This window comes from Rhodococcus spelaei (assembly GCF_006704125.1).
GTDB lineage: Bacteria > Actinomycetota > Actinomycetes > Mycobacteriales > Mycobacteriaceae > Rhodococcus_G > Rhodococcus_G spelaei.
The window spans coordinates 17,322-40,762 of sequence record NZ_VIGH01000003.1; the positions used below are offsets into that span (position 1 = coordinate 17,322).

Below are 23,441 nucleotides of genomic sequence, written 5' to 3' on the forward strand. Positions count from 1 at the left end.
CATCATGGCTGACGATCCTGAGATTCGCCTACATCCGAGGTACGCCCGCGGCAGACGCAGTTCGGGTGCGGGTGCCAACGTCGCCGGACCAGACGCGGGACGGCCAGATCGAGTTCCAGGGTGGCGTCCAGGCTGGCGGGGGCGCGGGTCGGGTCGCCGCCGATCAGCGCGTCCAGTTGGGCCAGCGCCAGACCCGTGGTCGCGAGCACCGTGTCCGGTCCCGCGTGCCCCACCGCACCGAGCAGCTGCGCGGCCAGGTGCGGCCAGTCCCCGTCGAGTTCGGTCCTGGTCAGGTCGGCGCAGCGCAGGCAGCTGGTGCGCCCCGGGAGCACCAGCGGGCCGACCACGCCGCGGCCGTCGCGCAGCCGGACCTGAAGGTGCGCAATGCCTTCCGCGACCAGTTCGGCGACCAGTCGAGGGTCGGGCACCAGCTCGTCGGCGAGCACGATGCAATCCGCGCTCGGCAGCCGTCGCCGTTCGCCGAGCTCGCCGGGAGCGGTCCGGGAAAGCCTGACCCGGCCGTCGGCGAGCGCGGCGGCGATCCCGTCCGAGAGCGGCCCGCGACCGTGCAGGTGCACCGACCGGACCAGGGTGCGACGTGGCGTGGAGGTCAGGACGGCGGCCTCTTCGAGCTCGGCGAGGATCTGCGCGATGTCGGCGGTGTCGATGCCGAGCGTGTTCGCCTGCCACACGATGTCCGAACGGCTGTGTCGGCCGTCGAGCAGGCGCAGGAGAGCGGACAACGCGGCCGCGGTCACCCCGCGAGGCGGCCGGAGAAGGAGCGCGCGCTCGGGATCCCAGCCCAGTTGCAGCGTTCCGCTGGGCCGGACCAGGACTGGGATCCGGGGGTCGAGCCGGGGTGCGGCGGTGCGTGCGAAGACCGGTGTCATGGTCCGACAGTGCCAGGGCCACCGCCGCCGGCGGTCGGTTCGACGCCGGTTGTCCACAGGGCTACAGCGCTGTGACCTGCATGATTTGGGTTGGCGGACTACTTCTCCGGCGACTCGGTGCCGCCGGGACCTTCACGCTGCTCCCGCTCGCGGGCCTCGGTGGCCTCGAGCTGCGCGATCGGATCGTCGAACGTGCTCGTGCCGCCGCCGACCACCCGATCGACGAAGGCGGCCGGGTTGTCCAGGTCGGTCGAGTCGGGCAGCAGGTCGGGGTGCGCCCAGACGCCGTCGCGGCCGTCGATCCCGGCAGCCTCGGTGAGCTGACGCCACAGCTGGGACGCCTCGCGGACCTTGCGCGGCCGAAGTTCGAGACCGACCAGGGTGGCGAAGGTCTGCTCGGCGGGACCGCCGGTCGCGCGGCGGCGACGCAGCGTCTCGCTGAGTGCGGCCACACCCGGCAACCGCTCGCCGAGGGCCGCGGCGACCACCGTCTCCACCCAGCCCTCGATCAGTGCGAGCAGGGTCTCGAGGCGTTCGAGTGCCTGCTTCTGTTCGGGGGTGGTCTGCGGCTCGAAGGTGCCCTGCTGCAACAGTTCCTCGAGCTTCGCCGGATCGGTGAGCGCGCTCGGGTCGATGCCCTGGGCGGCCTCCTCCATCGCGGAGAAGTCCATCTTGATGCCGCGGGCGTACTCCTCGACGGTGGCGAGCAGTCGCTGTCGCAGCCACGGCACGTGCACGAACAACCGCTGGTGGGCGGCCTCACGGGCGGCCAGGAACACGAGAATCTCGCGGTCGGGCTGCTCGAGGCCCTCGCTGAACTTCTCGATCGCCGTCGGCAGCAACGCCGCGACCCCGGTCGGGCCGAGCGGCAAGCCGACGTCGGTGGAGGTCAGCACCTCGGACGACAGCTGGCCGAGGGCCTGGCCGAGTTGCGAGCCGAAGGCGAGCCCACCCATCTGGCCCAGCATGCCGAGCATCGGCCCGGCCATCTGGCGGGCCTCCTCGGGAAGTCCGGACACCCACATTCCGGAGACCTGCTCGGCGACCGGATCGCACAGCCGCTTCCAGGTGTCGAGGGTGTTGTCGAGCCATTCGGCCGCCGTCCAGGCGACCGTGCGGGTGGCGCCTGCGGGCAGCGTCGTCGACCCGTCGAGCCACAGTTCGGCGAGGTGCGCGGCATCGGCGACGGCCGCTGCGGTACCGCTGGGGACGGGGGGGACGGTGCCCAGTTGCTGCAGGGCGAGCTTCTTGGCCACGTCGTAGTTGACCGGGCCGGTCGAGCCGCCGGGCCCCATCGCGCTGCCCATGCCGCTGAGCATCTGGCCGAACTGGGTGAGCATCTGGCCGAGCTGCGCCGGGTCGAAGCCCTCGGGGTTGAATCCGAACGGCATGCCGCCGGGACCGGTCGGGTCGCCGCCGGACCGATCCTTGTCGGGATCCTTGTCGTCGTCGGAGTTCGAGAAACCAAACGGCAGATTGCTCATATCTCAACGGTACAAGGCGCTGCCCCGTGAAGTGACCGCGGAAATCACGCCGAGGGCGAACATGACCGCCGCCGACCGCCCTCTACCCTGGACCGGGTGAATCGACGGATGGTGACCCTGGTCGCGGCGCTGGTGCCGGTCGTGGCGCTGCTTCTGGTCGGAATGTGGGTCACGGTGCCGTTCGTGGCGCTGGGCCCGGGTCCGACGTTCAACACTCTCGGCGACGTCGACGACAAGCCGGTGGTCGACATCGAGGGCACCGAACTGGACCCGACCTCGGGCAACCTCAACATGACCACGGTCTCGGTCCGCGACGGACTGAACATCTTCGAGGCGTTCGGGTTCTGGCTAAGCGGCGACCACGGCCTCCGTCCCCGCGAGGAGGTCTACCCGGCCGACAAGAGCCGGGACGAGGTCAAACAGGAGAATCAGGCGGACTTCCAGCAGTCCGAGCAGTCCGCGGAGCTCGCCGCACTGCATTTCCTGAACAAGCCGGTGATCCTCGAGGTGTCCGAGGTGAGCCCGGACGGTCCGTCGAAGGACGCGCTGCGCGCCGGTGATCAGCTGGTGAGCATCAACGGGGCGCCCGTGCGGACCGTCGGCGACGTGCAGCGCGCGGTCGCCGAGCTCGCACCGGGCACGGAGGTGAGCGTCGTCGTCAAGCGTGACGGCCAGGACGTGACGGTGCCCGTCGCGCTCGGGGCACGCCCGGGATCCCCGGCAAAGGGCTACCTGGGGATCACACCGACCGAACGACCCGACGTCCCCTTCACCGTGAACTTCAATCTCGCGGAGGTCGGCGGGCCGTCGGCCGGGCTGATGTTCACCCTCGCGGTGATCGACAAGCTGTCCACGGGGGAGCTCAACGGCGGGCAGTTCGTCGCGGGCACCGGCACCATCGACTCCGACGGCGACGTCGGTCCGATCGGTGGCATCCCCTACAAGCTCATCGCGGCCCGCGACGCCGGCGCGACCACCTTCCTGGTGCCGGCCCGGAACTGCGACGAGGCCAAGCAGCGGACCCCGGACGGACTGCGACTGGTCAAGGTCGAGAACCTCGACGGCGCCGTGCACGCGCTGGAGTCGCTGAACGCCGGCGGTGACGCGCCCGCCTGCTGACGGCGGTCAGTAGTCGTCGGGCGCGTCGAACGTGGCGTACAGCGCGTTGATCAGGTTCGGAGCCAGGTCCTCGTAGGTCAGCAACTCCGGCTCGGCGTCGGGATCGTCGTCGGTCGGCATGAGCTGCAACACACAGGCGGACGGTCCGTCGCGCAGGACCGCGGCGATCAGCCGGGCGTCGCGACGTTCGGGGTGAGCCTGAGCGGTGGCCCGGGCCACCTCGTCGGCGGCATGCTGATCGGTGATCACCGGTGCGACCGCGCTGTCCAGGTCCGACTCGGCGGTCGGCGGCAGCACCACGATTTCCTGGACCAGCACACAGCCGGCCACCTCGGCCGGCCAGCTGGTGGTCGAGAGGAACTCGTCGAGAGCGGGGGAGCCGCCGCCGACGTCCTCGGGGAACGGTTCCTGCTCGACCGGGGTCAGCTCGGCGCCCTCCTCGAGCTGGTCGAGCAGGTCGGGCTCGGCGGCCGCCAGGATCGCGGTGGGAACGAGGGCGAACATCTGCGGGGGCTGGCCCCAGCCGCCCGCGTCGGCATAGTCGGCCACTTCGTGTACGCACCGGGGCAGTGCGTCGGGGGACAGATCGGCCGGGCTGCGGTACTCGCCATCGAAATCGCTCACGGGTCCATCCTCGCACTCGGGCAACTCGGACGACGCCACTGCTCGCATGGCGAAGCTGCGTAGAGTGGGACAAAACACCACGCGGTCGCCCTGTGCGCCGCCCGACTCACGGGAGTGTGGCACGTGGGCATGCGGCCCCCCACCGGTCTACCGTCGTTGTCCAAACGGAGCCGAGTGTTGTTGGTACTGGCGCTCGTCGCGGCGGCGCTGCTGCTGATCGGGCCTCGCCTGATCGACGCGTACACGAACTGGTTGTGGTTCGGCGAGGTCAAGTTCCGCAACGTCTTCACCACCGTCCTCTTCACCCGACTGCTGCTGTTCCTGGTGGTCGGACTGATCGTCGGCGGCGCGGTGTTCCTCGCGATGTTCCTCGCCTACCGGTCCCGTCCGGTGTTCGTCCCGGTGGCCGGACCGAACGACCCGATCGCGCGGTACCGCACCACGGTGATGGGTCGGCTGCGACTGTTCGGCATTGTGGTGCCCGCCGTCATCGGTGTGCTCGCCGGTCTGGTCGCGCAGTCGAACTGGGTTGCCGTGCAGTTGTTCCTGCACGGTGGATCGTTCGGAGTGAAGGATCCGCAGTTCGGTCTCGACATCGGTTTCTACACGTTCGACCTGCCGTTCTACCGCCTGGTGCTGAACTGGCTCTTCGTCGCGGTCGTCATCGCCTTCCTCGCGAACCTGGTGACGCACTACATCTTCGGCGGCCTGCGGCTGACCGGACGTGATGGCGCCCTCACTCGTGCCGCACGGGTCCAGTTGGCGGTTCTGGCCGGCACCTTCGTCTTGTTGAAGGCGGTGGCCTACTGGTTGGACCGGTACTCGTTGCTCTCGAGCAGCCGCAAGGAACCGACCTTCACCGGCGGCAGTTTCACCGACATCAACGCGGTGCTGCCTGCGAAGCTGATCCTGCTCGCGATCGCGGTGATCTGCGCGCTGGCGTTCTTCGCGGCAATATTCCTGCGCGACATGCGGATCCCGGCGATGGCCACGGCACTGCTGGTGCTGTCCTCGATCCTCGTCGGTGCGGTGTATCCGCTGGTGGTCGAGCAGTTCTCGGTCAAGCCGAACGCGGCCCAGAAGGAGGCGCCGTACATCGAGCGCAACATTCAGGCGACGCGCGAGGCGTACGGGATCACCAACGACCAGGTGCAGTACGTCGACTATCCCGGCATCGGCAAGAAGCAGCCGCAGGACGTGCCCGCTGACGTCACGACGATCGCGAACACCCGGTTGCTCGACCCGAACATCCTCTCGCCCACGTTCACCGCGCAGCAGCAGTTGAAGAACTTCTACGCGTTCCCACCGAGTCTCAATGTGGACCGCTACAGCATGAACGGGCAGCTGCGTGACTTCGTGGTGGCCGCGCGTGAGCTGTCACCGTCGAATCTCAGCGGCAACCAGACCGACTGGATCAACCGGCACACGGTCTACACCCACGGCAACGGTTTCGTCGCCGCGCCCGCCAACCAGGTCACCGCAGTGGAGGGTGAGAGCCAGAACGCCACGGGCGGGTACCCCATCTACAGCGTCAGCGACCTCAAGACCCAGCCCACCGAACCCGCACTGCGCGTGGATAATCCGCGTATCTACTTCGGTGAGGTGATCGCCAAGTCGGATGCCGACTACGCGATCGTCGGCGCCGCCGGTAGTGCCCCGCGTGAATACGACACGGACGACTCGAAGTACACCTACACCGGCGCGGGCGGCGTGTCGATTTCGAATTGGTTCAACCGCCTTGCGTTCGCGGCGAAGTACACCGAACGCAACATCCTGTTCTCCGGAGCGATCGGATCCGATTCGAAGATCATCTACAACCGGGATCCCCGCGACCGGGTGAGCAAGGTGGCTCCGTGGCTGACCACCGACGGGACGGTCTATCCCGCGGTCGTCGACGGCAAGATGCAGTGGATCGTCGACGCGTACACGACGCTGGACACCTATCCGTACGCGCAGCGCAGCTCGCTCGAGGGTCTGGTGACCGACAGCGTGGACGCAAACACGGGTCGACTGCTGCCGAAGAAGGAGGTCTCGTACATCCGGAACTCGGTGAAGGCCACCGTCGATGCGTACGACGGCACGGTGACCCTGTACCAGGTCGACGACAAGGACCCGGTGCTCAAGGCGTGGATGGGCGTGTTCCCCGGCACGGTCCAGCCGAAGAGTGCGATCACCGACGACCTGCGCGCGCATTTCCGGTACCCGGAGGACCTGTTCAAGGTGCAGCGGGAGATGTTGGCGAAGTACCACGTCGACGATCCCAACGAGTTCTTCACCAACAACGCCTTCTGGTCGGTGCCCAGCGATCCGACGATCGAGACGGACAAGAACCAGCCGCCGTACTACGTGCTGCTGGGTAACCAGGAGACGGCGAAGCCGGAGTTCCGGCTGACCAGTCCGATGGTCGGCTACAACCGAGAGCTGCTCTCGGCGTACATCTCGGTGAACTCGGATCCGACGGATTACGGCAAGTTCACGGTCCTGCAGTTGCCGACGGACACCCAGACCCAGGGTCCGCAGCAGGCGCAGTCGTCGATGACGTCGAACTCGCGGGTGGCGAGCGCGCTGTCGCTGCTCAAACAGTCCAACAAGGTGCAGTACGGCAACCTGCTCACGCTGCCTGTCGAGAACGGCGGGATTCTCTACGTCGAACCGCTGTACACGCAACGGAATTCGGCGAACGCGTTCCCGCAGTTGACCAGTGTGCTGGTGAGCTTCAGCGACAGCACGGGCATTCGGGTCGGGTACGCGCCGACGCTCGCGGAGGCCTTGAGTCAGGTGTTCACTCCGGCCGTCGGAGCGTTGGCGACTGCGCCGAGCGCGGTGGCCACGCCACCCGCGCAGGGCGAGCAGGGTCAGGCGACCTCGCCGCCGAGTGGAACAGCGCCGCCGATCCCGGTGCCGGCGCCCGCTCCGTCCGCTGACGTGGGCAAGGCGCTGGCCGAGGTGGATGCCTCGCTGACGGCATTGAAGTCGGCGCAGCAGAGCGGCGACTTCAATGCGTACGGTGCGGCACTCGATCGCCTGCAGAAGGCGGTCGCGGCGTACCAGGCGCTGCCGAAGTAACAGTCGACAACGAGTGGGGCCCTGCCGTCCGATGATTCGGATGGCAGGGCCCCACTCGTTGTCTCGGGTCAGCGGGTGAGGCTGGCCAGGAAGACGCTGTTGTGATCGAGCAGCTGCTGCACCTGGTCGCCGTAGCCGTACTGCTTGGCGGTCGTGACGGCGGTGTCGGTGGCCTGCTTGACCTGGTCCGCGGACGGCGCCGGGAAGTTGGCGGGCAGGACCGGGGCGGCGGGCGCAGCGGGGGCGGGTGCGGGAGCCGGGGCCGGTGCCGGTGCCGGGGTGGGCTCGGGTGCCGGTGCGGCTTCCTCGGAGGTGCCGGCACTGAGGTACTGGCCGCACACGGGCCAGGCACCGGCACCCTGGCTCGCGAGGGTGTTCTCAGCGACGCGGATCTGCTCGGCCTTGGACGCGCCGTGCGGGGAGCCGGAGCCGCCGTTGGCGGTCCAGGTGCTCTGGGAGAACTGGAGGCCGCCGTAGTAGCCGTTGCCGGTGTTGGTCGACCAGTTGCCGCCGCTCTCGCACTGTGCGACGCCGTCCCAGTTGTGGGTGGCAGCGGAGGCGGTTCCGGAAGCGAGGCCGAAGGGGACTGCGACGAGGGCGCCGGTGACGGCGGCCCAACCGAGCGCACGCGTGGTCATCTTGCGAGTGGTCATGCGGGTGAATCCTCTCCGCGCTTGCTGACGGGGCCGGCCTGGGCGGGTCGAATTCTCTCCATCGCCCGGCGTGCGAAATCGGCGCTTCCGTCCCTGCCCCTCGAAGGTTTCGGGGTTCCGATCCCGCGGGGCAGAGTGGTGCAGCGGCGGGTCGGCTGGGCCCGGTCGTTTCGGGCCGATTGCGACCGTACGCAACAACTTTGGGGCGGTCACATCGTCGATCGGCGGCCCCGAATGGCCGCCGGTTCCCCAGAATTCCGATGTTCGGCCAGGTCAGTCGGGATTGTTGTAGGTTGTCCACCGGTTCGTTACCGGTCCGTTATTGTGCCGGGGATCACCGCAAATTTGTGCCCCCGGTCACAACTGCGACCTCGCCTGGGGGCGGTGCGCGCACGAAAGTCTCGCGATTTGTGTTTCGTTCAGACGCTCGTGTAACTTCGTTCATGCAGCGCGGGGTGGAGCAGCTCGGTAGCTCGCTGGGCTCATAACCCAGAGGTCGCAGGTTCAAATCCTGTCCCCGCTACCACAGAACGAAAGCCCGGTCTTCGGACCGGGCTTTCGTCGTTTCTGGGTCAGGGTTCGGCGCGCAGTCACGGAGTGACGACCGGACCGGGGGAGTCAGTTGTACAGGTAGATACCGCCGGGTCCGTACAGGATGGTGTCCGGGTCGTTGTACAGGTCCGGGGAGTTGTACAGGGGCGTCGCCGGGGAGTCGTACAGGGATGTCCCCGGAGAGTCGTACAGGGAGACGGGCGGGGGCACGTCCGACTGCGAGTCGCAGGCCACGGCGGGCCACGCGTTGGCGCAGCCGATGCGATCGGCCGTGTCGACAGCCGTGGCACTGGCGACTGCGCTCTGCGCGACGAGCGCACCCAGGCCGAGGGCGATCCCGACTCCCAGTCCGGCTGCGGTGTGGACGCGGGTCTTGGTGGTGGACATGCGGTGCTCCTCACGAATGTTCGGGATTCCGCGATGTGCGGACGTAGCAAAGCCTTCCGCGGACGGCGAGTGCAGAGAACGCCCCCAAGGGTGGAAGACCCCCCCACCATGGGGGGTGGAACTTGGGCGCTTCCGTCTGCCGCGGCGTCAGGTGGTCGGGGGCGCTCGAAAGTTCGTGTAGAGTAGTTCTTGCAGCGCGGGGTGGAGCAGCTCGGTAGCTCGCTGGGCTCATAACCCAGAGGTCGCAGGTTCAAATCCTGTCCCCGCTACCACAGAACGAAAGCCCGGTCTTCGGACCGGGCTTTCGTCGTTTGTGGCGACGGATCAACCGTGCGTTGCGCGCACGTGCGCACGCTCACCCTGAGGGCCGAAGAGGCTGAGAATCTCGCTGGGTTCGTCGGACGGGTTGCCGAACCAGTGCGGGATGTGGGTGTCGAACTCCGCGACCTCACCCGGCGTCAGGACGACGTCGTGCTCGCCGAGGAGCAGGCGGAGCCGGCCCGAGAGTACGTAGAGCCATTCGAATCCCTCGTGCGTCTGCAGTCGGGGCTCGCCTGGCGGCCAGTGCGCGGGAATGACGTGTTTGAAGGCCTGCACCCCGCCGGGGCGTCGGGTCAACGGGATGATGGTGACGCCGTTGCGGGTGATCGGACGTCGGTGGATGCGCGGGTCGCCGGTCTCGGGCGCGCCCACCAGTTCGTCCAGGGGGAGCTGGTGGGCCCGGGCGAGCAGCAGCAGGAGTTCGAGGGTGGGGCGGCGGCGGCCGGACTCGAGCCGGGACAGCGTGCTGACCGAGATTCCGGTCGACTCGGACACCTGGGCCAACGTCGCGCCGCGTTGCCGTCGTACGGCGCGCAGTCGCGGGCCGACCGCGTCGAGCACGCCATCGAGGTCGGGTAGGTCCTCGCTCATCCCACCATTTTGCCGTCTCGGCAAGGTTTCTTGTCAAGACCGCCAGCGGGGGTGGACAGTCGAGTGAGCATCGGTACGAGTGAAGGGTGACGCAGTGAACGAGAAGTACGACGTGGTGGTCGTCGGCGGCGGATCGGCGGGGCTCAGCGGAGCACTGACCCTGGCGCGGGCGCGACGCTCGGTGCTGGTGGTCGACGCCGGCGAGCCGCGCAACGCGCCCGCCGGGCACGTGCACAACTACCTGGCGAGGGAGGGCACGCCGCCCGCCGACCTGATCGCGGCCGGGCGGGCCGAGGTGGCCGGCTACGGAGGCGAGATCGTCGCTGGCACGGTCGTGGCGGCGCAGCCGGCGGGCGCGGACGGGTTCCGCGTCGTGCTCGACACCGGGGGATCGGTCCTGGCGCGCCGTCTGCTCGTGACCACCGGCCTGGTGGACGAGTTGCCCGACATCCCCGGTGTGGCGCAGCGGTGGGGTCGCGACGTGCTGCACTGCCCCTACTGCCACGGTTGGGAGGTGCGGGACCAGGCGATCGGTGTGCTCGGTACCGGTGCCTTCGCGGTACACCAGGCCCTGATGTGGCGGCAGTGGAGCGCGGACGTGACGCTGTTCGCCCACACCGCGCCGGAGCCGACCGACGCCGAGCGCAAGCAGCTGTCGGCACGCGGGATCACTGTCGTTCCAGGCGAAGTCGCGGGCCTCGAGGTGGCGGACGACCGGCTGGCCGGGGTCCGTATGACGACCGGCGAACTGGTCGCCCGCCAGGCCGTGGTGGTCGCGCCTCGCTTCACAGCGCGGTCCGAGGTGCTCACGAGCCTGGGTCTGGAGCCGACCGAGCAGGTGATGGCGGGCGAGGTCATCGGCACCTACGTTGCGGCCGATCCCACCGGCGCCACCGCGGTGCCCGGCGTGTGGGTCGCGGGCAATGTCGCCGACCTGCGCGCGCAGGTGATCGTCGCGGCCGCGGCGGGAGTGAATGCGGGCGCGGCGATCAGTGCGAGCCTGATCGACGAGGACGTCGCGGACGCGGTGGCGGCGCGCTGATCCGACTCCGCGTCAGTCCATCTCGGCGAGGACCCGGCGCAGCAACTTCCCGGTCGCGTTGCGTGGCAACTCGTCGAGGAAGACGATGTCGCGGGGCACCTTGTACCGGGCCAGGTGCTCCTTGACGTAGGACTGCAGGGCCTGAGCGTCGTGTGTGGCGTCGGGGGCGGCGACGACGAAAGCTCTCAGCCGGTGGCCGAACTCGGCGTCCTCCACCCCGATCACCGCGGCGTCCAACACGTCCGGTCGATCGGCGAGCAGGTTCTCGACCTCGAGGGGGTAGACGTTCTCGCCGCCGGAGACGATCATGTCGTCGTCGCGACCGTCCACGAACAGCAGTCCGTCGCGGTCGAAGTGTCCGACGTCGCCGGTGGAGAGCAGGCCGTCGATGCGCTCCTTGTCGCGACCGTCGGTGTAGCCGTTGAAGCTGAGCCCGCTGGAGACGAAGATCCGGCCGACCACCCCGGGTTCGGTGATGCGGGTGCCGGTGTCGTCGAACAGTTCGACGCGGCAGGTGACCGGGGCGCGGCCTGCGGTGCCGGGCGCGCGGGCGAGGTCGGCGGGCGTCGCAACCGTCGCGACCGCGACCTCGGTCGACCCGTAGAGGTTGTGCAGTACGTGCCCGAAGGTCTCGGTGGTCCGCCGGCAGAGGTCGGGGGACAAGGCCGACCCGGCCGCGAAGATCACCTTGAGGTTGGTGGTGTCGTAGCGGGGCAGGATCTCGGGGCCGAGGTCGATGATCCGCTGCAACATGGTCGGGACGACCACGAGGACGTCGGCCCGGTTGTCGGCGGTGAGCGCGAGCGCCTGCTCGGGGTCGAACCGTCGCTGCATCACGACGGTCTGACCGAGCGCGAGCGCGAGGGCGAACTGCGACAGCCCGGTGCCGTGGAAGGCGGGAGCTGCCATGACCATGGTCTGGGCGCGTCGCAGCGGCACCCGGTCGAGGAACTGGGCCGAGGCGAGTGGTGAAGTGTGTTCGCGCGGAGCGCCCTTCGGCGTTCCGGTGGTGCCGGAGGTCAGGAGCACGAAGCTTCCGTACACTGCCGGAACCGGAACCGCATCGGTGCGCCTGCCCGCGCGGAGGTCGTCGAGGTTGGCTGCGCGACCGGACGAGTCCTCGCCCCAGGACAGGTACAGCCGGACTTCGGGCGGCAGCGCTGCCGCGACCGCCTCGAACTCCTCGTCGTAGACGAACGCGCCGACCTGTTCGCGGGCGGCGACGTCCACGAGTTGGGGCGGGGCGAACCCGGTGTTCATCAGCACCAGTTTCGCGCCGAGCTTGGCGGCGGCGAGCATGGTGAGTACCAGTCCACGGTGGTTGCGGCACATCGCGCCCATCACCGAGCCCGGGGTGATGCCGTCCGCGGACCAGGCGCGCACCAGGGCGTTGGACTGCTGCTCGAGGTCGGTGTAGGTGAGCTGGCCGCGCTCGTCGACGATCGCGACGGCGTCGAGTCCGTGCGCGGCGTGCGCGTGGATCGCGCCGGCGAAGGGGCCGTACTTGCCGACCGCGCGAATCGAGGCCAGGCCCCGGTCGAGGCGGGGGAACGGCACGAGTCCGGAGCGGATCATCACCCGCGCCGCGCCGACAGTGTCGGTGACCTTGGTCAGTACGCCTGGCATCGCTTCCCCCCTGCGGAACGGCTCGGGACCTTCGGCCGCAAGCCTAGTGCGGGGTGGGGTGCGCGCGACAGGGTTTGCCGACAGACTGAAGGGCACCGCCGCGGCGATGCCCTTCCGTCTGTCTCGGCGTTCGGTCTACTTCAGCTGAGCCGACGACTTGCCGAGCAGGCGACGAGCGATGATCAGCTGCTGGATCTGCTGCGTGCCCTCGAAGATGTCGAGGATCTTGCTGTCGCGGGCCCACTTCTCGAGCAGTGGCCGCTGCGAGTAGCCGTAGGTGCCGGCCAGTTCGACGGCCTTGAGCGAGACTGCGGTACCGGTGCGGCCGGCCTTGGCCTTCGACATCGAGGCCTCGAGTGAGTTCGGCTGCTTGTTGTCGGCCATCCAGGTGGCGCGCAGCGAGAGCAGGTACGCAGCCTCCCAGTCGGCTTCGAGCTGAAGGAATTCCGCGGCCGCAGCATGCTGGTTGTAGGCCGGGGTGTCGTAGGAGATCTCGACACCGGCGTCGGTGAGCACCGCACGCAGTTCCTCGAGCGCGGCCCGGCCCAGGCCGACGGCCATGCCCGCCACGATCGGACGGGTGTTGTCGAAGGTCTGCATGACCCCGGCAAAACCCTTCTCGACGTTGACTTCCGGGCTTCCGAGGATGTTGTCCTTCGGGATCCGGCAGTCCTGCAGCAGCAGCACGGCGGTGTCGGAGGCCTTGATGCCGAGCTTGTGCTCGAGCCGGGCCACCGACAGGCCCGGTGCGTCGCGGGGTACCACGAACGACTTGATCGCGGCGCGGCCCTTGGTCTTGTCGACGCTCGCCCACACGACGATGTGGGTGGAGCGCTCGCCCGCGGTGACGAAGATCTTCTCGCCGTTGAGCACGTACTCGTCGCCGTCGAGGACCGCGGTGGTGGTCACGGCGGCGGAGTCGGAGCCGAAGCTGGGCTCGGTGATGGCCATCGAGGCCCACACCTTGCCGAAGCGCTCGAGCTGCTCGTCGGTGGCGACCGCCGCGATCGCGGAGTTGCCGAGGCCCTGGTACGGGATCGACAGCGTGAGTCCGACGTCGCCCCAGCAGGTTTCGATGACGTTCATCAACGAGGCCATGTTGCCGCCGTTGGCGTTGCCGATGACGGACGGGGCGTCACCGCGGCCGAGGGCCGCGCCGGAGGCGCCGGTGCCGGAGTCGTTGAGGCCCTCGACCATGGCGGCCATGGTGTCGAGTTCGACGGGGTACTCGTGCTCGGCGAGGTCGTACTTACGCGAGACCGGGCGCATGATCTGCGCCGCGACCTGATGCGCCTGGTTTGCGGACGCCTTGAGCTTCTTGGGGAGTTCGAGATTGATCACAATGTCTCCTAGTGGACAGCAGCGGCGTCAGATGAGGACGATGCCTTCGGCAACGCCGATGGCGCGGAGGTCGCGGTACCAGCGCTCGACCGGGTGCTCCTTGGTGAAGCCGTGGCCACCGAGCAGCTGCACTCCGTCGAGGCCGATCTGCATGCCCTTCTCGGACGCCAGCTTTCGAGCCAGCGCGGACTCGCGGGCGAAGGACAGGCCCTGCTCGGCGCGGGAGGCGCCACGCAGCGTCACCAGTCGCAGGCCGTCGAGTTCGATGGCGATGTTCGCCACCATGAACGCGACCGCCTGGCGGTGGCTGATCGGCTCGCCGAACGCTTCGCGCTCGTTGACGTAGGGGATCACGTAGTCCAGCACGGCCTGACCGGTGCCGACCGCCATCGAGGCCCAGCCGAGGCGGGCGAGGCGGATCGCGTCGGCGTAGTCCGCGGCACGCTGGTCGGCGTCGCCGTCACCGAGGATCGCCGATTCCGGCACCGCGACGTCGGTCAGGATCAGCCGGCCGAGTCCGGCGGCGCGCAGACCCATGCTCGGATCCGCTTCCACCACAAGTCCCTTGGCGTCGGACTCGACGATGAAGAAGGCAGGCTTGCCGTCCAGCTCGGCGGCGACGAGGAAGAGTTCCGACGCCGCGGCCGCGGGCACCAGCGACTTGACGCCGTTGAGCTTGTACCCGCTGGGGGAGCGAACGGCCTTGGTCTGCAACGCGAACGGGTCGAACAGCGCGCGCGGCTCGTTCACCACGACTGCGGCGTTCGGGACCTGCTCGCCGGTGAACGCCGGCAGGTAGGTCTTCTGCTGGCCGTCGGTGCCCCACTGCGTCAGTGCGACCGCGACGCCGCTGGGCGCGAGGATCGGCAGGGCCAGGCCCATGTCGCCGTGCGCGAGGGCCTCGGCGACGAGTGAGTTGGTGACCGCACCGCGCTCGGAGGCGGCGCCGTCGAGCTCCTCCGGGACGTTGATCAGGGTGATGCCCAGCTCGGCGGCCCGCTTGGTGAGGTCGGCGGGCGCGGCGGCGGCCTCGTCGGCGTCGTGGGCGGCCGGGCGCAGGATCTCCGCCGCGAAGTCGCGCACGGTCGAGGTGATCATCTGCTGCTCGTCGGTGGGGGTGAGGTCGAAGTAGTCGGCGTTCTTGCTCGCGCCGTCGGGCAGACGCTTGGGCTTGCCGCCGCCGGTGACCTTCGTGAAGGTGCGGGTGGCCGCGCCGAGGGTCTTGAAGCCGGTCTTGGTGCCCTCGTAGGTGACCCGGTCGATGGTCTGACGCAGGTTGTACTTCTCGGCGAGCTCCGACCCGGTGATCCTGGTCAGCACGCGCATGGCAGCACCCATCGCGTCCCGCTTGACCGGGTTGAGGCCGACCGCCGAGGTGTCGCGGGGCTTGCGCGTCGCACCGTTCGATTTCACAACGCTGTCTTGCTTGCTCATGATCACCAGTTTCTCGGTGTTCGGTCTTGGACGGTCGTTATCTTACTCCGGAGTAAGAAGTGAAGTCGAGTGTTCGTCGCAAGTGACGGCGGTCACGGTCGAGCTCCGACCGGCCCCAGACGCCGGAACCGGCCCGATCTCGGGTGGTGAGAATCAATCTCACCGCCCGACACCGAGCCGGCTCCTCAGATCATGCGTTGGCGCCGATGCGGGTCCGGCTCAGTGCTGACACATCCATTCGGTGCCGTAATGGGCGGCGTTTCCGTCCTCGAGGTGGACCCACGTTCCGCCGTTCTCGCAGGGGGCCCCGGCAACCTTCCCCTGTGCGTTCCCGTCCGTGTTGCTACTGGTGACGCCGCCGTTGTCCTTGGGGTCGGTCCCGGCGCCGTGGTTAGGGTTGGTGCAGATCGTGCCCTCGCACGGAACGTAGGTGCCGTCGCCATTGGGGTTCGGAATGGCGTTGGCGCCCACGTAGCTGCCGGCGGGGCATCCGGGGTCCTGGTTCTGGGCGCAGTATTGCTTCGTCAGGTTGTTGCCGGTCGACCCGTCAGCACCCCGGTCGCCCTGGTTGTTGGGTGCCGGTGCCGGTGCCGGTGCCGGTGCCGGTGCATTGGCGTGTTGGTTGTTTGACGACTCACCCGAATTGTCTGTCGGGACCACCGGACTGGCGGCCGGGGTCGGCGCGCTGCTGACGGCGGTCGTTGTAGCTGCCGGTTTCGTTGTGGTGGAGGTGTCGGAGGATGTGTTGCTCGAACACCCCGCGCCGGTTGCCAGTGCACCGGCGAGTACCGCGATCATCATCCAACTTTTCAAGTGGGCCTCCTCGATTGTGGCGCCGCGCGACGGCCGCCGTGTTTTCAGACTTGCGGAATTAGTTCAGCCTTGCGGAAATATCAGGTTAGAGATTGAACGACGTCGCCGATGGGGATCGGCGGCAACGCGCAGACCATATTCATCGGCGGATCGTGGAAGAAGGCGGCCGGCGAACACGCGAATTTGCCGATTTGTCGTAATTGAAGGCGCTGCCGTGGAACGCCCACGTCACACCGTCCCGGCGCGAATGCCAGGCCTGCGAGCGTGATGCCTTTGGTAGCGACAACTGTGTCGATCAATCGACATTGTCGACTCCTGTTCGTCGTGAATTGCGCGTTCTGCGCGACAATTATGGAGACGTATCGTGAAATTCGCGCGCGACAGGTCGAGAACTTTGCCATTGCATTGCTTGGCGATGGTGAAACCGCACTGTCTCCTCCCTGAGCAGGAGGTTCCCGGACTGGGCGTCACCTACCGTGGGGTGGTGACCGCAATCCGCGCGCCCCGCAACCCGCGACTGCTGGTGCGCTGCGCGCCGCTGGTCCTGGTGCCGATTCTGCTGCTGGCGAGTACGTATCCGGGTGAGTACCGGGTACCGCTGAGTTACTGGTTGCTCGGGTTGGCCGCCGCGGCGGTGTTCCTGGTGGGCGACCGGTGGCCGCTGCCGGCGTCAGTCGCGATCTCCGGGCTGGCGGTACCGATGTTCGCGGCGCACTCGTGGGGGTTGTCGGGACTCGTCCCGTACCTGGGTGCGATCGCGTTGACCGAGGTCACGATGCGTGAACGAAAGGCTGGACCCGTCGTCACTGCCGCCGTGTGCTGGGCGCTCGCGGTGCTGGCCGGGCTCTGGTTCGACAGCTACTCGGTCTTCTGGCGAGCGGCTACGGCTGTCGAGACGGCGGCATACGTGGGTCTTCCGCTGCTGCTCGGGCTGTACCTGCGCGCACAGCGCGACCTCGCGACGACCTACCGCGCGCAGGCGGCCGCGGCCGAGGCGCGCCGACAGCAGGCGGCGGTGCACGCGCGGGTGGTCGAACGCAACGCGGTGGCACGCGAACTGCACGACCTCGTCGCGCACCACATGGCCTCGATCGTGCTCCGGATCGGGGTGGCCCGGCACGTGCTCGCCGATGCCGACCCGCGCGTCCAGGATGTGCTCGACGACGTACACGCCACCGCCTCCGATGCATTGTCCGACATCCGCAGACTGCTGGTGGCGCTGCGTGATCCGGCGCTCGGTGAGGTCGCGCTCGTCGAATCGGACGCGGTGCGGACCGAGGTCGACGCCGCCGTCGAGCGAACCCGTGCGGCCGGCTTCGTGGTCAGCACGGAGGTGGACCCCGATTTCGGTCGACTGGACGCGATCGGGCGGCTGACCCTGCTGCGGGTGGTGCAGGAGGCGCTGACCAACGTGATGAAACACGGGGACCCGGCCGGCGAGGTGCACCTGGCCGTACTGCGCCGGAGCGCAGGAATCGCCGTGCGGATCACGAGCACCGCGCGCGGTGATGAAGCGTCGAACCCGGACGGGCACGGCATCCTCGGGATGGGCGAGCGGGTCGAACTCGCGGGCGGAACGCTCGACGTGGGCGCCACCGGCTCCCGCTGGGAAGTGGACGCCTGGTTGCCGGAGGTGGCGGTCGCGCCCGCCCACGAGCGCGCGAGCGCGGGCGGCGACCGATGATCCGGCTCGTGATCGCCGACGACCAGCGACTCGTCCGGGCTGGTCTGAGGATGCTGTGCGAGTCCACCGACGACCTCGAGGTCGTCGGTGAGGCATCGAACGGCGCCGAGGCCGTCCGGCTCTGCGCGGAGCTGGCGCCGGACCTGGTCCTGATGGACCTGAGAATGCCGGGGCTCGACGGGATCGAGGCGACCCGCCAGATCCACGCGTCGGGACCCGGGTCGAAGGTGTTGGTGCTCACCACCTTCGACGACGACGATCACCTCTATCCCGCGCTCGCCGCGGGTGCGGCGGGCTTCCTGGTCAAGGACACCGCGCCGGCGGACCTGCTCGGAGCGGTCCGTCGCACGGTGGACGGAGACATGCCGTTCTCGCCGACAGTGCTGCGGCGTGTGGTCGCTCGCGCGGTCGACACCGGCCCGGCGGCGGGATCGGAGCTGCCTGCGGTGCGGTTGACCGAGCGGGAACGCGAGGTACTCGCACTCGTCGGCGAGGGACTCGGCAACCAGGAGATCGCCGACTGCCTGCACCTCGGCGTCACCACAGTGAAGACACACGTCGCGAACCTGATGGACAAGACCGGCTGCGACAACCGGGTGCGGCTGGCGATCTTCTCGCACAAGGGCGGTGCGCGCTAACCGCCGTGGCCGCCGTGCCCGCCCGCGCCCATCTGCATGGGGGGCATGGCCATCGGCATCGGCGCCGGGCGCTGGCCGGGTTCGAGAACGAGGAACTGGCCCATCATGCCCTGGTCCTCGTGCAGCATCAGATGGCAGTGGTACATGTACGGGTAGGTCGGGTCGGCGTACTCGCTGAACCGCAGCGTCAACCGGATCGTGGCGCCGGGCCGCGCGTACACGGTGTCCTTCCAGCCGGACAGTTCCGGCGGCGGCGCCGCCCCGTCGATGTCGAGGATCCGGAACTGGGTGTCGTGGACGTGGAAGTTGTGTGGCCAGTTGTCGACATTGCGGACGGTCCAGATCTCGGTGCTGTCCACGGTGGGGGTGAAGTCGATGCGGTTCATGTCCATCCGCTCGCCGTTGATCATGAACCACCGCAACTCGAAGCGGCGCTGCGCGGCGGCGGCCGACGGGTCGAGTCGGGGGAGGGTCGCGAGCGTCGTCGGCAGTGCGGCGGACCGGCCCGGGTTCGCGGCGGGGCGCAGTTCGAGGATGTCGAAGATGTCGGCGAGACCGAACTTCGCGGCCTCGCCGGCGGCCACCCCGGCGTGGTCGTCGAACGCGAACGCGCGCAGCAGCACCGGACTTTCGCCGGTCGCGACCACGATCTCCGCGCGCTCACCGGGGCTCAGTGCGATCCGCGTCATGGTCGCCGGCTTCGCTAGCAGGCCGCCGTCGCTCGCGATCATCGCGAACTCGCGGTTGTCGGCGAACCCGAGGTTGTACATCCGGCCGCCGGACCCGTTGAGGATCCGCAGTCGCACCTTCTCGGTGCCCACCTTCAGGTGGGCACCGGCGATCCCGTTCGTGACGATCGTGTCGCCGAGCAGTCCGACGTCGGTGGGGTCGGACTCGTCGAGCGCGCCGTCGGCGGTGAACCGGCGGTCCTGGATGATCAATGGGATGTCGTCGACACCATAGGTTTTCGGCAGGTCGAGGGCATCAGCCTCGTCGTCGTCGACCACGAACAGCCCGGCCAGACCACGGTAGGCGTGCTTCTCGGTGGAGCCGTGCGGGTGCGGGTGGTACCAGAGGGTCGCCGCCGGCTGGTTCACCGTCCACGTCGGTTCCCAGCGCGCACCGGGCTCGATCGTCTGGTGTGGTCCGCCGTCGAATCGGGCCGGGACGTGCACCCCGTGCCAGTGCACGGTCGTCGCCTCCGGCAGGTCGTTGGTGATGTCGAACGCGACCGTCTCGCCGCGCCGGGCCCGGATCGTCGGGCCGAGCACCGGACCATTGAATCCCCAGGTCGGCGTGGAGGTTCCGGGAAGCATCTCGGTGGTGCCCGCGGCGGCGGTGAGGGTGAAGTGCCGGACCCCGGACGAGTCGACGGTGGATTTGGCGAGGGGCGGCACCGGCAGTGGCCGGCGGCCACCGGTGGCGCTGCCGCTCGTGGCCGCATCGCCGGTCGGGTTCGACTGTCCGCGACCGCATCCCGCAGACAGCACGATGGGGGTGGCGACCAGCCCGAGCAGCAGGGCTCGGCGGGACAACGTTGCGGTGGACGGGGGCTTCACGGTGCTCCTCGGTGACGACTTCGACGTGGCGGGGGACGACATCGAGTCTTCGCGGAACCGGCCGCCCGGACGTCCGCCCGCGGGCCGCGGATTCCGTCGTCGCATTCCTCCACAGGGCCCTTGTCTGGCAGACCAAACAGTGTTATGGCCCCGGGATCGGCACGGCGAGCCTTGACTCTCACACCGTGTGAGACCGCAGACTCGTCGATGTGACCGGCACCCCCAGGTTGATGTCCATCGGCGAGTTCTCCACCGCCACCCGAATCAGTGTGCGGATGCTGCGCCACTACGACGCGCACGGCGTGCTGGTCCCGGCGGCGGTCGACGCGATCACCGGCTACCGCCGGTACCGCCCGGAGCAGACTGCCGTCGCCGCCCGTGTCCGGCGGCTCCGCGACGTCGGCTTCGGGGTGTCCGCCATCGGGGCACTGCTCACCGCCGCTGACACCCCCGGCTACGTGCGTGCCCTGCGAATCCAGCGACACGCCCTGGCGGAAGAGGTCGAACGCGCCCGGACTCGGCTCGCCGCTCTTGACCGAATGCTCGACGAATCCTCAGAGGAGACCACCATGACCACCGCCGACACGACCACCGTCGAACTGGCCGACATGCCCGCGCACACCCTGGTGTGCCTGCGCGGCACCGTCGCGAACTATGCCGCGGAGGGTGAGTTGTGGCAGCGATTCCTGCCCGCCCTGCAGCAGCAGGGGATCGAGCCAGGGCTCGGCGGCTGCATCGAACACGACGGCGAGTTCCTCGAAGCCGACGTCGACGAATCGGTGTTCGTGACCGTGCCGGACGGCACGCGCGCCGAACAGCCACTGGTGACCGTGACGGTCCCGGCCCGCCGTGTGGTCGTAGCCACCGTGACCGGCGCGTTCGCCGAGTCGATTCCGCGCGCCCATGACGCGATCGCGGTGTTCCTCGCCGAGCACGGACTGTCCGCGTCGCGCACCGAGGCCGACGTCACGACGCACCACTTCAACGTGTACGTCGACGACCCGAGCAGCACGCCGGAGCAGGACGTGCGTACGGCGGTGTACATGCCGGTCCGCTGACCGCTCAGCGCAACCGCTGAAGGACCTCGTCGTGCAGCAGTCCGTTGGTGGCGACCGCGCTGCCGCCGTGGGGGCCGGGACGGCCGTCGAGCGAGGTGAAGCGTCCGCCCGCCTCGCGGACCAGCAGGTCCAGCGGGGCCAGGTCCCACAGCGAGACCTCCGGCTCGGCGGCGATCTCCAGCGCGCCCTCCGTCAGCAGGCAGTAGGACAGGAAGTCGCCGAAACCTCGTACGCGCCACACCTCGTCGGTGAGGGCGAGGAACTCGTCCCGGATGCCCAGGTCGCGCCAGCCGCTCAGGCTGGAGAAGCTCAGGCTCGCGGACTCGAGCCGGTCGACCGCGGAGACGGACAGTCGGGCCGGCGCACTGCCGTCGAACGTGGCGAAGGCGCCGCTGCCCGCGGACGCCCACCAGCGCCGGGACAATGCGGGCGCGCTGACCACGCCGACCACCGGAACGCCGTCCTCGAGCAACGCGATCAACGTCGCCCACACCGGCACACCCCGGACGAAGTTCTTGGTGCCGTCGATCGGGTCGATCACCCACTGCCGACCCGCGAAGGACACGTCGCCGCCGAACTCCTCGCCGAGCACCGCGTCGGCCGGGCGTTCCCGCGTCAGGATCGCGCGGGCTTCACGTTCGACCGCGAGGTCCGCGTCGGAGACCGGAGTCAGGTCCGGCTTGTCGTCGACCCGCAGGTCGAGCGCACCGAAACGGGTCCTTGTGATCGCGTCGGCTTCGTCGGCGATACGGAGGGCGAGGGCGAGGTCGGCTGCGCGATCGGTCACGGGGGTACAGGCTACCGGCGGTCAGGACGATGCCTGCACCTCGCGCAGCGCCCCGGTCGCGACGTCGAACACGAACCCGCGCAGCGATGTCGTCGCGGTCACGAACGGGCTGGCCTCGATGCGTCGCAGCGACTGCCGCACGTCCTCGTCGAGGTCGACGAACGCCTCCGCCGCCCATGCCGGCTTGATACCGGTGTCCTCCTGGATCGAGCGCTTGAAGTCGTCGTCGGTGAACGTCAGCATGCCGCAGTCAGTGTGGTGGATCAGGATGATCTCGGTGGTGCCGAGCAGTCGCTGGCTGATCGCGAGCGACCGGATCTCGTCGTCGGTGACCACGCCCCCGGCGTTGCGGATCACGTGGGCGTCGCCCTCGCGCAGTCCGAGGATCCGGTACACGTCGAGTCGCGCGTCCATACAGGCGAGCACCGCCACGTGCCGGCTCGGCGGCAGCGGCAGCGGGCCGGAGAAGGTCTTGACGTACTCGGCGTTGTTGCGCAGGTATTCGTCGGTCACGCTCATGGGTCGGCTCCGTCCGATCGGTCGTGCCCCCATGCAACGCGGGTACGCCCGGTCGGGCAAGGTTTCGGCTCCCGGCGATCGCAATGACCGGCTGCGTGCGGGCGTGACCTGGAACGGGCGGCGGACCCGGTAACCTTGACTCTTGTGCATCCCGACGTTTCCGCTGACCTCGCCGAGCTCGACACCACTCTGACGACCGTCGAGGCGGTGTTGGACGTCGAGGAGTTGCGCCGCCGCATCGACGAGCTCGAGCACCAGGCGGCGGATCCGGATCTGTGGAACAACCAGGACCACGCCCAGCAGGTCACCAGCGCGCTCTCGCACGCGCAGGCCGAACTGCGGCGCGTCGTGGACCTGCGCTCGCGACTCGACGACATGTCCGTGCTCTACGAACTCGCCGAGGAAGAGGGCGCCGACGCGGTGGCCGACGCCGACGCCGAGCGGACCAGTCTGCGCACCGACATCGAGGCGATGGAAGTCAAGACCATGCTCTCGGGTGAGTACGACCCGCGTGACGCGCTGGTCAACATCCGCTCGGGTGCGGGCGGTGTCGACGCGGCGGACTGGGCCGAGATGTTGATGCGCATGTACATCCGCTGGGCGGAGAAGCACGGTTACGGCGTCGAGGTCTACGACACGTCCTACGCCGAGGAGGCAGGCATCAAGTCCGCGACCTTCGCGGTCAAGGCGCCCTACGCGTACGGCACCCTCTCGATCGAGATGGGTACGCACCGGCTGGTGCGAATCAGCCCGTTCGACAACCAGGGCCGCCGCCAGACCTCCTTCGCCGAGGTCGAGGTGCTGCCGGTCGTCGAGACCACCGACCACATCGACGTCGACGAGAACGACGTCCGCGTCGACGTGTACCGCTCGTCCGGTCCCGGCGGGCAGTCCGTCAACACCACGGACTCCGCCGTGCGCCTGACGCACGTGCCGACAGGCATCGTGGTGACCTGTCAGAACGAGAAGTCGCAGCTGCAGAACAAGGTGTCGGCGATGCGGGTGCTGCAGGCCAAGCTGCTCGAGCGCAAGCGCCAGGAGGAGCGCGCCGAGATGGACGCGCTCAAGGGCGACGGCGGCAGCTCCTGGGGTAACCAGATGCGCTCCTACGTGCTGCACCCGTACCAGATGGTCAAGGACCTGCGGACCGAGTACGAGGTCAACAACCCGTCCGCGGTGCTCGACGGCGACCTGGACGGATTCATCGAATCCGGCATCCGCTGGCGGATGCGCGGAGAGCAGGACTAGGTGCT

The 23,441-nt window shown here is 68.8% G+C and carries 20 protein-coding genes and 2 tRNA genes; 9 read left to right on the forward strand and 13 right to left on the reverse strand.

Features of this window, described 5'->3' with window-relative positions:
• Positions 1 to 2: 2 nt before the first annotated feature.
• The gene (locus tag FK531_RS06730) at positions 3 to 890 is read right to left on the reverse strand and encodes a hypothetical protein (protein WP_142096793.1); all 888 of its coding nucleotides are present in this window, start codon (positions 888 to 890) and stop codon (positions 3 to 5) included.
• 98 nt (positions 891 to 988) lie between these two features.
• Positions 989 to 2,374: a zinc-dependent metalloprotease gene (locus tag FK531_RS06735; RefSeq protein ID WP_142096796.1), complete on the reverse strand. Its 1,386-nt coding sequence runs from the start codon at positions 2,372 to 2,374 to the stop codon at positions 989 to 991.
• A gap of 96 nt (positions 2,375 to 2,470) precedes the next feature.
• Between FK531_RS06735 and FK531_RS06740 the strand changes: the two genes are divergently transcribed.
• Positions 2,471 to 3,493 carry a YlbL family protein gene (locus FK531_RS06740; protein ID WP_181762849.1) on the forward strand — a complete coding sequence of 341 codons (1,023 nt, stop codon included), beginning with the start codon at positions 2,471 to 2,473 and terminating at the stop codon, positions 3,491 to 3,493.
• A gap of 6 nt (positions 3,494 to 3,499) precedes the next feature.
• Here FK531_RS06740 and FK531_RS06745 read toward each other — a convergent pair whose 3' ends face one another.
• Entirely contained in the window at positions 3,500 to 4,117 is a 618-nt protein-coding gene (locus tag FK531_RS06745; RefSeq protein ID WP_246097971.1) for a PPA1309 family protein, read from the reverse strand.
• Positions 4,118 to 4,240: 123 nt separating this feature from the next.
• Here FK531_RS06745 and FK531_RS06750 point away from each other — a divergent pair, with 123 nt between their 5' ends.
• Positions 4,241 to 7,183, forward strand: coding sequence for a UPF0182 family protein (locus tag FK531_RS06750; RefSeq protein WP_142096799.1), 2,943 nt, complete (start codon positions 4,241 to 4,243; stop codon positions 7,181 to 7,183).
• A 68-nt stretch (positions 7,184 to 7,251) separates the two neighbouring features.
• Here the strand turns inward: FK531_RS06750 and FK531_RS06755 are convergent, their stop codons facing one another.
• Positions 7,252 to 7,836, reverse strand: coding sequence for a transglycosylase family protein (locus FK531_RS06755; RefSeq protein ID WP_142096802.1), 585 nt, complete (start codon positions 7,834 to 7,836; stop codon positions 7,252 to 7,254).
• Between the two features lie 449 nt (positions 7,837 to 8,285).
• Here FK531_RS06755 and FK531_RS06760 point away from each other — a divergent pair.
• A tRNA-Met gene (locus tag FK531_RS06760) sits at positions 8,286 to 8,362 on the forward strand.
• A 92-nt stretch (positions 8,363 to 8,454) separates the two neighbouring features.
• Here FK531_RS06760 and FK531_RS06765 read toward each other — a convergent pair.
• A complete protein-coding gene (locus FK531_RS06765) occupies positions 8,455 to 8,775 on the reverse strand; it encodes a hypothetical protein (RefSeq protein WP_142096805.1) in 321 nt (106 codons plus the stop codon).
• A 195-nt stretch (positions 8,776 to 8,970) separates the two neighbouring features.
• Here FK531_RS06765 and FK531_RS06770 point away from each other — a divergent pair.
• Positions 8,971 to 9,047: transfer RNA gene (locus FK531_RS06770), tRNA-Met, on the forward strand.
• Between the two features lie 52 nt (positions 9,048 to 9,099).
• Here FK531_RS06770 and FK531_RS06775 read toward each other — a convergent pair.
• A complete protein-coding gene (locus tag FK531_RS06775) occupies positions 9,100 to 9,687 on the reverse strand; it encodes a helix-turn-helix domain-containing protein (RefSeq protein ID WP_142096808.1) in 588 nt (195 codons plus the stop codon).
• A gap of 94 nt (positions 9,688 to 9,781) precedes the next feature.
• Here FK531_RS06775 and FK531_RS06780 point away from each other — a divergent pair, with 94 nt between their 5' ends.
• Complete coding sequence (locus FK531_RS06780) at positions 9,782 to 10,729, forward strand: NAD(P)/FAD-dependent oxidoreductase (protein ID WP_142096811.1); 948 nt, start codon at positions 9,782 to 9,784, stop codon at positions 10,727 to 10,729.
• A 12-nt stretch (positions 10,730 to 10,741) separates the two neighbouring features.
• Here FK531_RS06780 and FK531_RS06785 read toward each other — a convergent pair whose 3' ends face one another.
• The 4 genes from FK531_RS06785 to FK531_RS23050 form a co-directional block, all read right to left on the reverse strand.
• Entirely contained in the window at positions 10,742 to 12,355 is a 1,614-nt protein-coding gene (locus FK531_RS06785) for an acyl-CoA synthetase (RefSeq protein ID WP_142096814.1), read from the reverse strand.
• A 135-nt stretch (positions 12,356 to 12,490) separates the two neighbouring features.
• Positions 12,491 to 13,696 (reverse strand): acyl-CoA dehydrogenase family protein, encoded by a 1,206-nt coding sequence (locus FK531_RS06790; protein WP_142096816.1) that lies wholly within the window; start codon positions 13,694 to 13,696, stop codon positions 12,491 to 12,493.
• A 27-nt stretch (positions 13,697 to 13,723) separates the two neighbouring features.
• A complete protein-coding gene (locus FK531_RS06795; protein WP_142096819.1) occupies positions 13,724 to 15,136 on the reverse strand; it encodes an acyl-CoA dehydrogenase family protein in 1,413 nt (470 codons plus the stop codon).
• A 213-nt stretch (positions 15,137 to 15,349) separates the two neighbouring features.
• Positions 15,350 to 15,928 carry a hypothetical protein gene (locus FK531_RS23050; protein ID WP_246097975.1) on the reverse strand — a complete coding sequence of 193 codons (579 nt, stop codon included), beginning with the start codon at positions 15,926 to 15,928 and terminating at the stop codon, positions 15,350 to 15,352.
• A 499-nt stretch (positions 15,929 to 16,427) separates the two neighbouring features.
• Between FK531_RS23050 and FK531_RS06805 the strand changes: the two genes are divergently transcribed.
• Together FK531_RS06805 and FK531_RS06810 are read left to right on the forward strand one after the other, a co-directional pair.
• The gene (locus tag FK531_RS06805; protein WP_246097976.1) at positions 16,428 to 17,627 is read left to right on the forward strand and encodes a sensor histidine kinase; all 1,200 of its coding nucleotides are present in this window, start codon (positions 16,428 to 16,430) and stop codon (positions 17,625 to 17,627) included.
• Entirely contained in the window at positions 17,624 to 18,265 is a 642-nt protein-coding gene (locus FK531_RS06810) for a response regulator transcription factor (protein ID WP_142096828.1), read from the forward strand. The genes FK531_RS06805 and FK531_RS06810 overlap by 4 nt, the downstream gene beginning before the upstream one ends.
• On the opposite strand, the gene FK531_RS06815 is transcribed toward FK531_RS06810, so the two are convergent.
• Entirely contained in the window at positions 18,262 to 19,824 is a 1,563-nt protein-coding gene (locus tag FK531_RS06815) for a multicopper oxidase family protein (RefSeq protein WP_246097978.1), read from the reverse strand. The two genes, FK531_RS06810 and FK531_RS06815, sit on opposite strands and share 4 nt — an antisense overlap.
• Positions 19,825 to 20,033: 209 nt before the next feature.
• Here FK531_RS06815 and FK531_RS06820 point away from each other — a divergent pair, with 209 nt between their 5' ends.
• Positions 20,034 to 20,882: a MerR family transcriptional regulator gene (locus FK531_RS06820; protein WP_142096834.1), complete on the forward strand. Its 849-nt coding sequence runs from the start codon at positions 20,034 to 20,036 to the stop codon at positions 20,880 to 20,882.
• A gap of 4 nt (positions 20,883 to 20,886) precedes the next feature.
• Here the strand turns inward: FK531_RS06820 and hisN are convergent, their stop codons facing one another.
• Both hisN and FK531_RS06830 read right to left on the reverse strand, forming a co-directional pair.
• Complete coding sequence (gene hisN, locus FK531_RS06825; protein WP_142096837.1) at positions 20,887 to 21,669, reverse strand: histidinol-phosphatase; 783 nt, start codon at positions 21,667 to 21,669, stop codon at positions 20,887 to 20,889.
• 21 nt (positions 21,670 to 21,690) lie between these two features.
• A complete protein-coding gene (locus FK531_RS06830; protein ID WP_142096841.1) occupies positions 21,691 to 22,188 on the reverse strand; it encodes a beta-class carbonic anhydrase in 498 nt (165 codons plus the stop codon).
• Between the two features lie 144 nt (positions 22,189 to 22,332).
• On the opposite strand from FK531_RS06830, the gene prfB reads away from it, so the two are divergent.
• A complete protein-coding gene (gene prfB / locus FK531_RS06835) occupies positions 22,333 to 23,436 on the forward strand; it encodes a peptide chain release factor 2 (RefSeq protein ID WP_142096844.1) in 1,104 nt (367 codons plus the stop codon).
• The last annotated feature ends 5 nt before the right edge of the window (positions 23,437 to 23,441 follow it).

Excerpts from the sequence above, each read along its gene's own strand:
- FK531_RS06765 (WP_142096805.1), bottom strand. The coding sequence starts at position 8,775 with ATGTCCACCACCAAGACCCGCGTCCACACCGCAGCCGGACTGGGAGTC.
- FK531_RS06785 (WP_142096814.1), bottom strand. The coding sequence starts at position 12,355 with ATGCCAGGCGTACTGACCAAGGTCACCGACACTGTCGGCGCGGCGCGG.
- FK531_RS06730 (WP_142096793.1), bottom strand. The coding sequence starts at position 890 with ATGACACCGGTCTTCGCACGCACCGCCGCACCCCGGCTCGACCCCCGG.
- FK531_RS06755 (WP_142096802.1), bottom strand. The coding sequence starts at position 7,836 with ATGACCACTCGCAAGATGACCACGCGTGCGCTCGGTTGGGCCGCCGTC.
- FK531_RS06775 (WP_142096808.1), bottom strand. The coding sequence starts at position 9,687 with ATGAGCGAGGACCTACCCGACCTCGATGGCGTGCTCGACGCGGTCGGC.
- FK531_RS23050 (WP_246097975.1), bottom strand. The coding sequence starts at position 15,928 with ATGATCGCGGTACTCGCCGGTGCACTGGCAACCGGCGCGGGGTGTTCG.
- FK531_RS06830 (WP_142096841.1), bottom strand. The coding sequence starts at position 22,188 with ATGAGCGTGACCGACGAATACCTGCGCAACAACGCCGAGTACGTCAAG.
- FK531_RS06735 (WP_142096796.1), bottom strand. The coding sequence starts at position 2,374 with ATGAGCAATCTGCCGTTTGGTTTCTCGAACTCCGACGACGACAAGGAT.
- FK531_RS06810 (WP_142096828.1), top strand. The coding sequence starts at position 17,624 with ATGATCCGGCTCGTGATCGCCGACGACCAGCGACTCGTCCGGGCTGGT.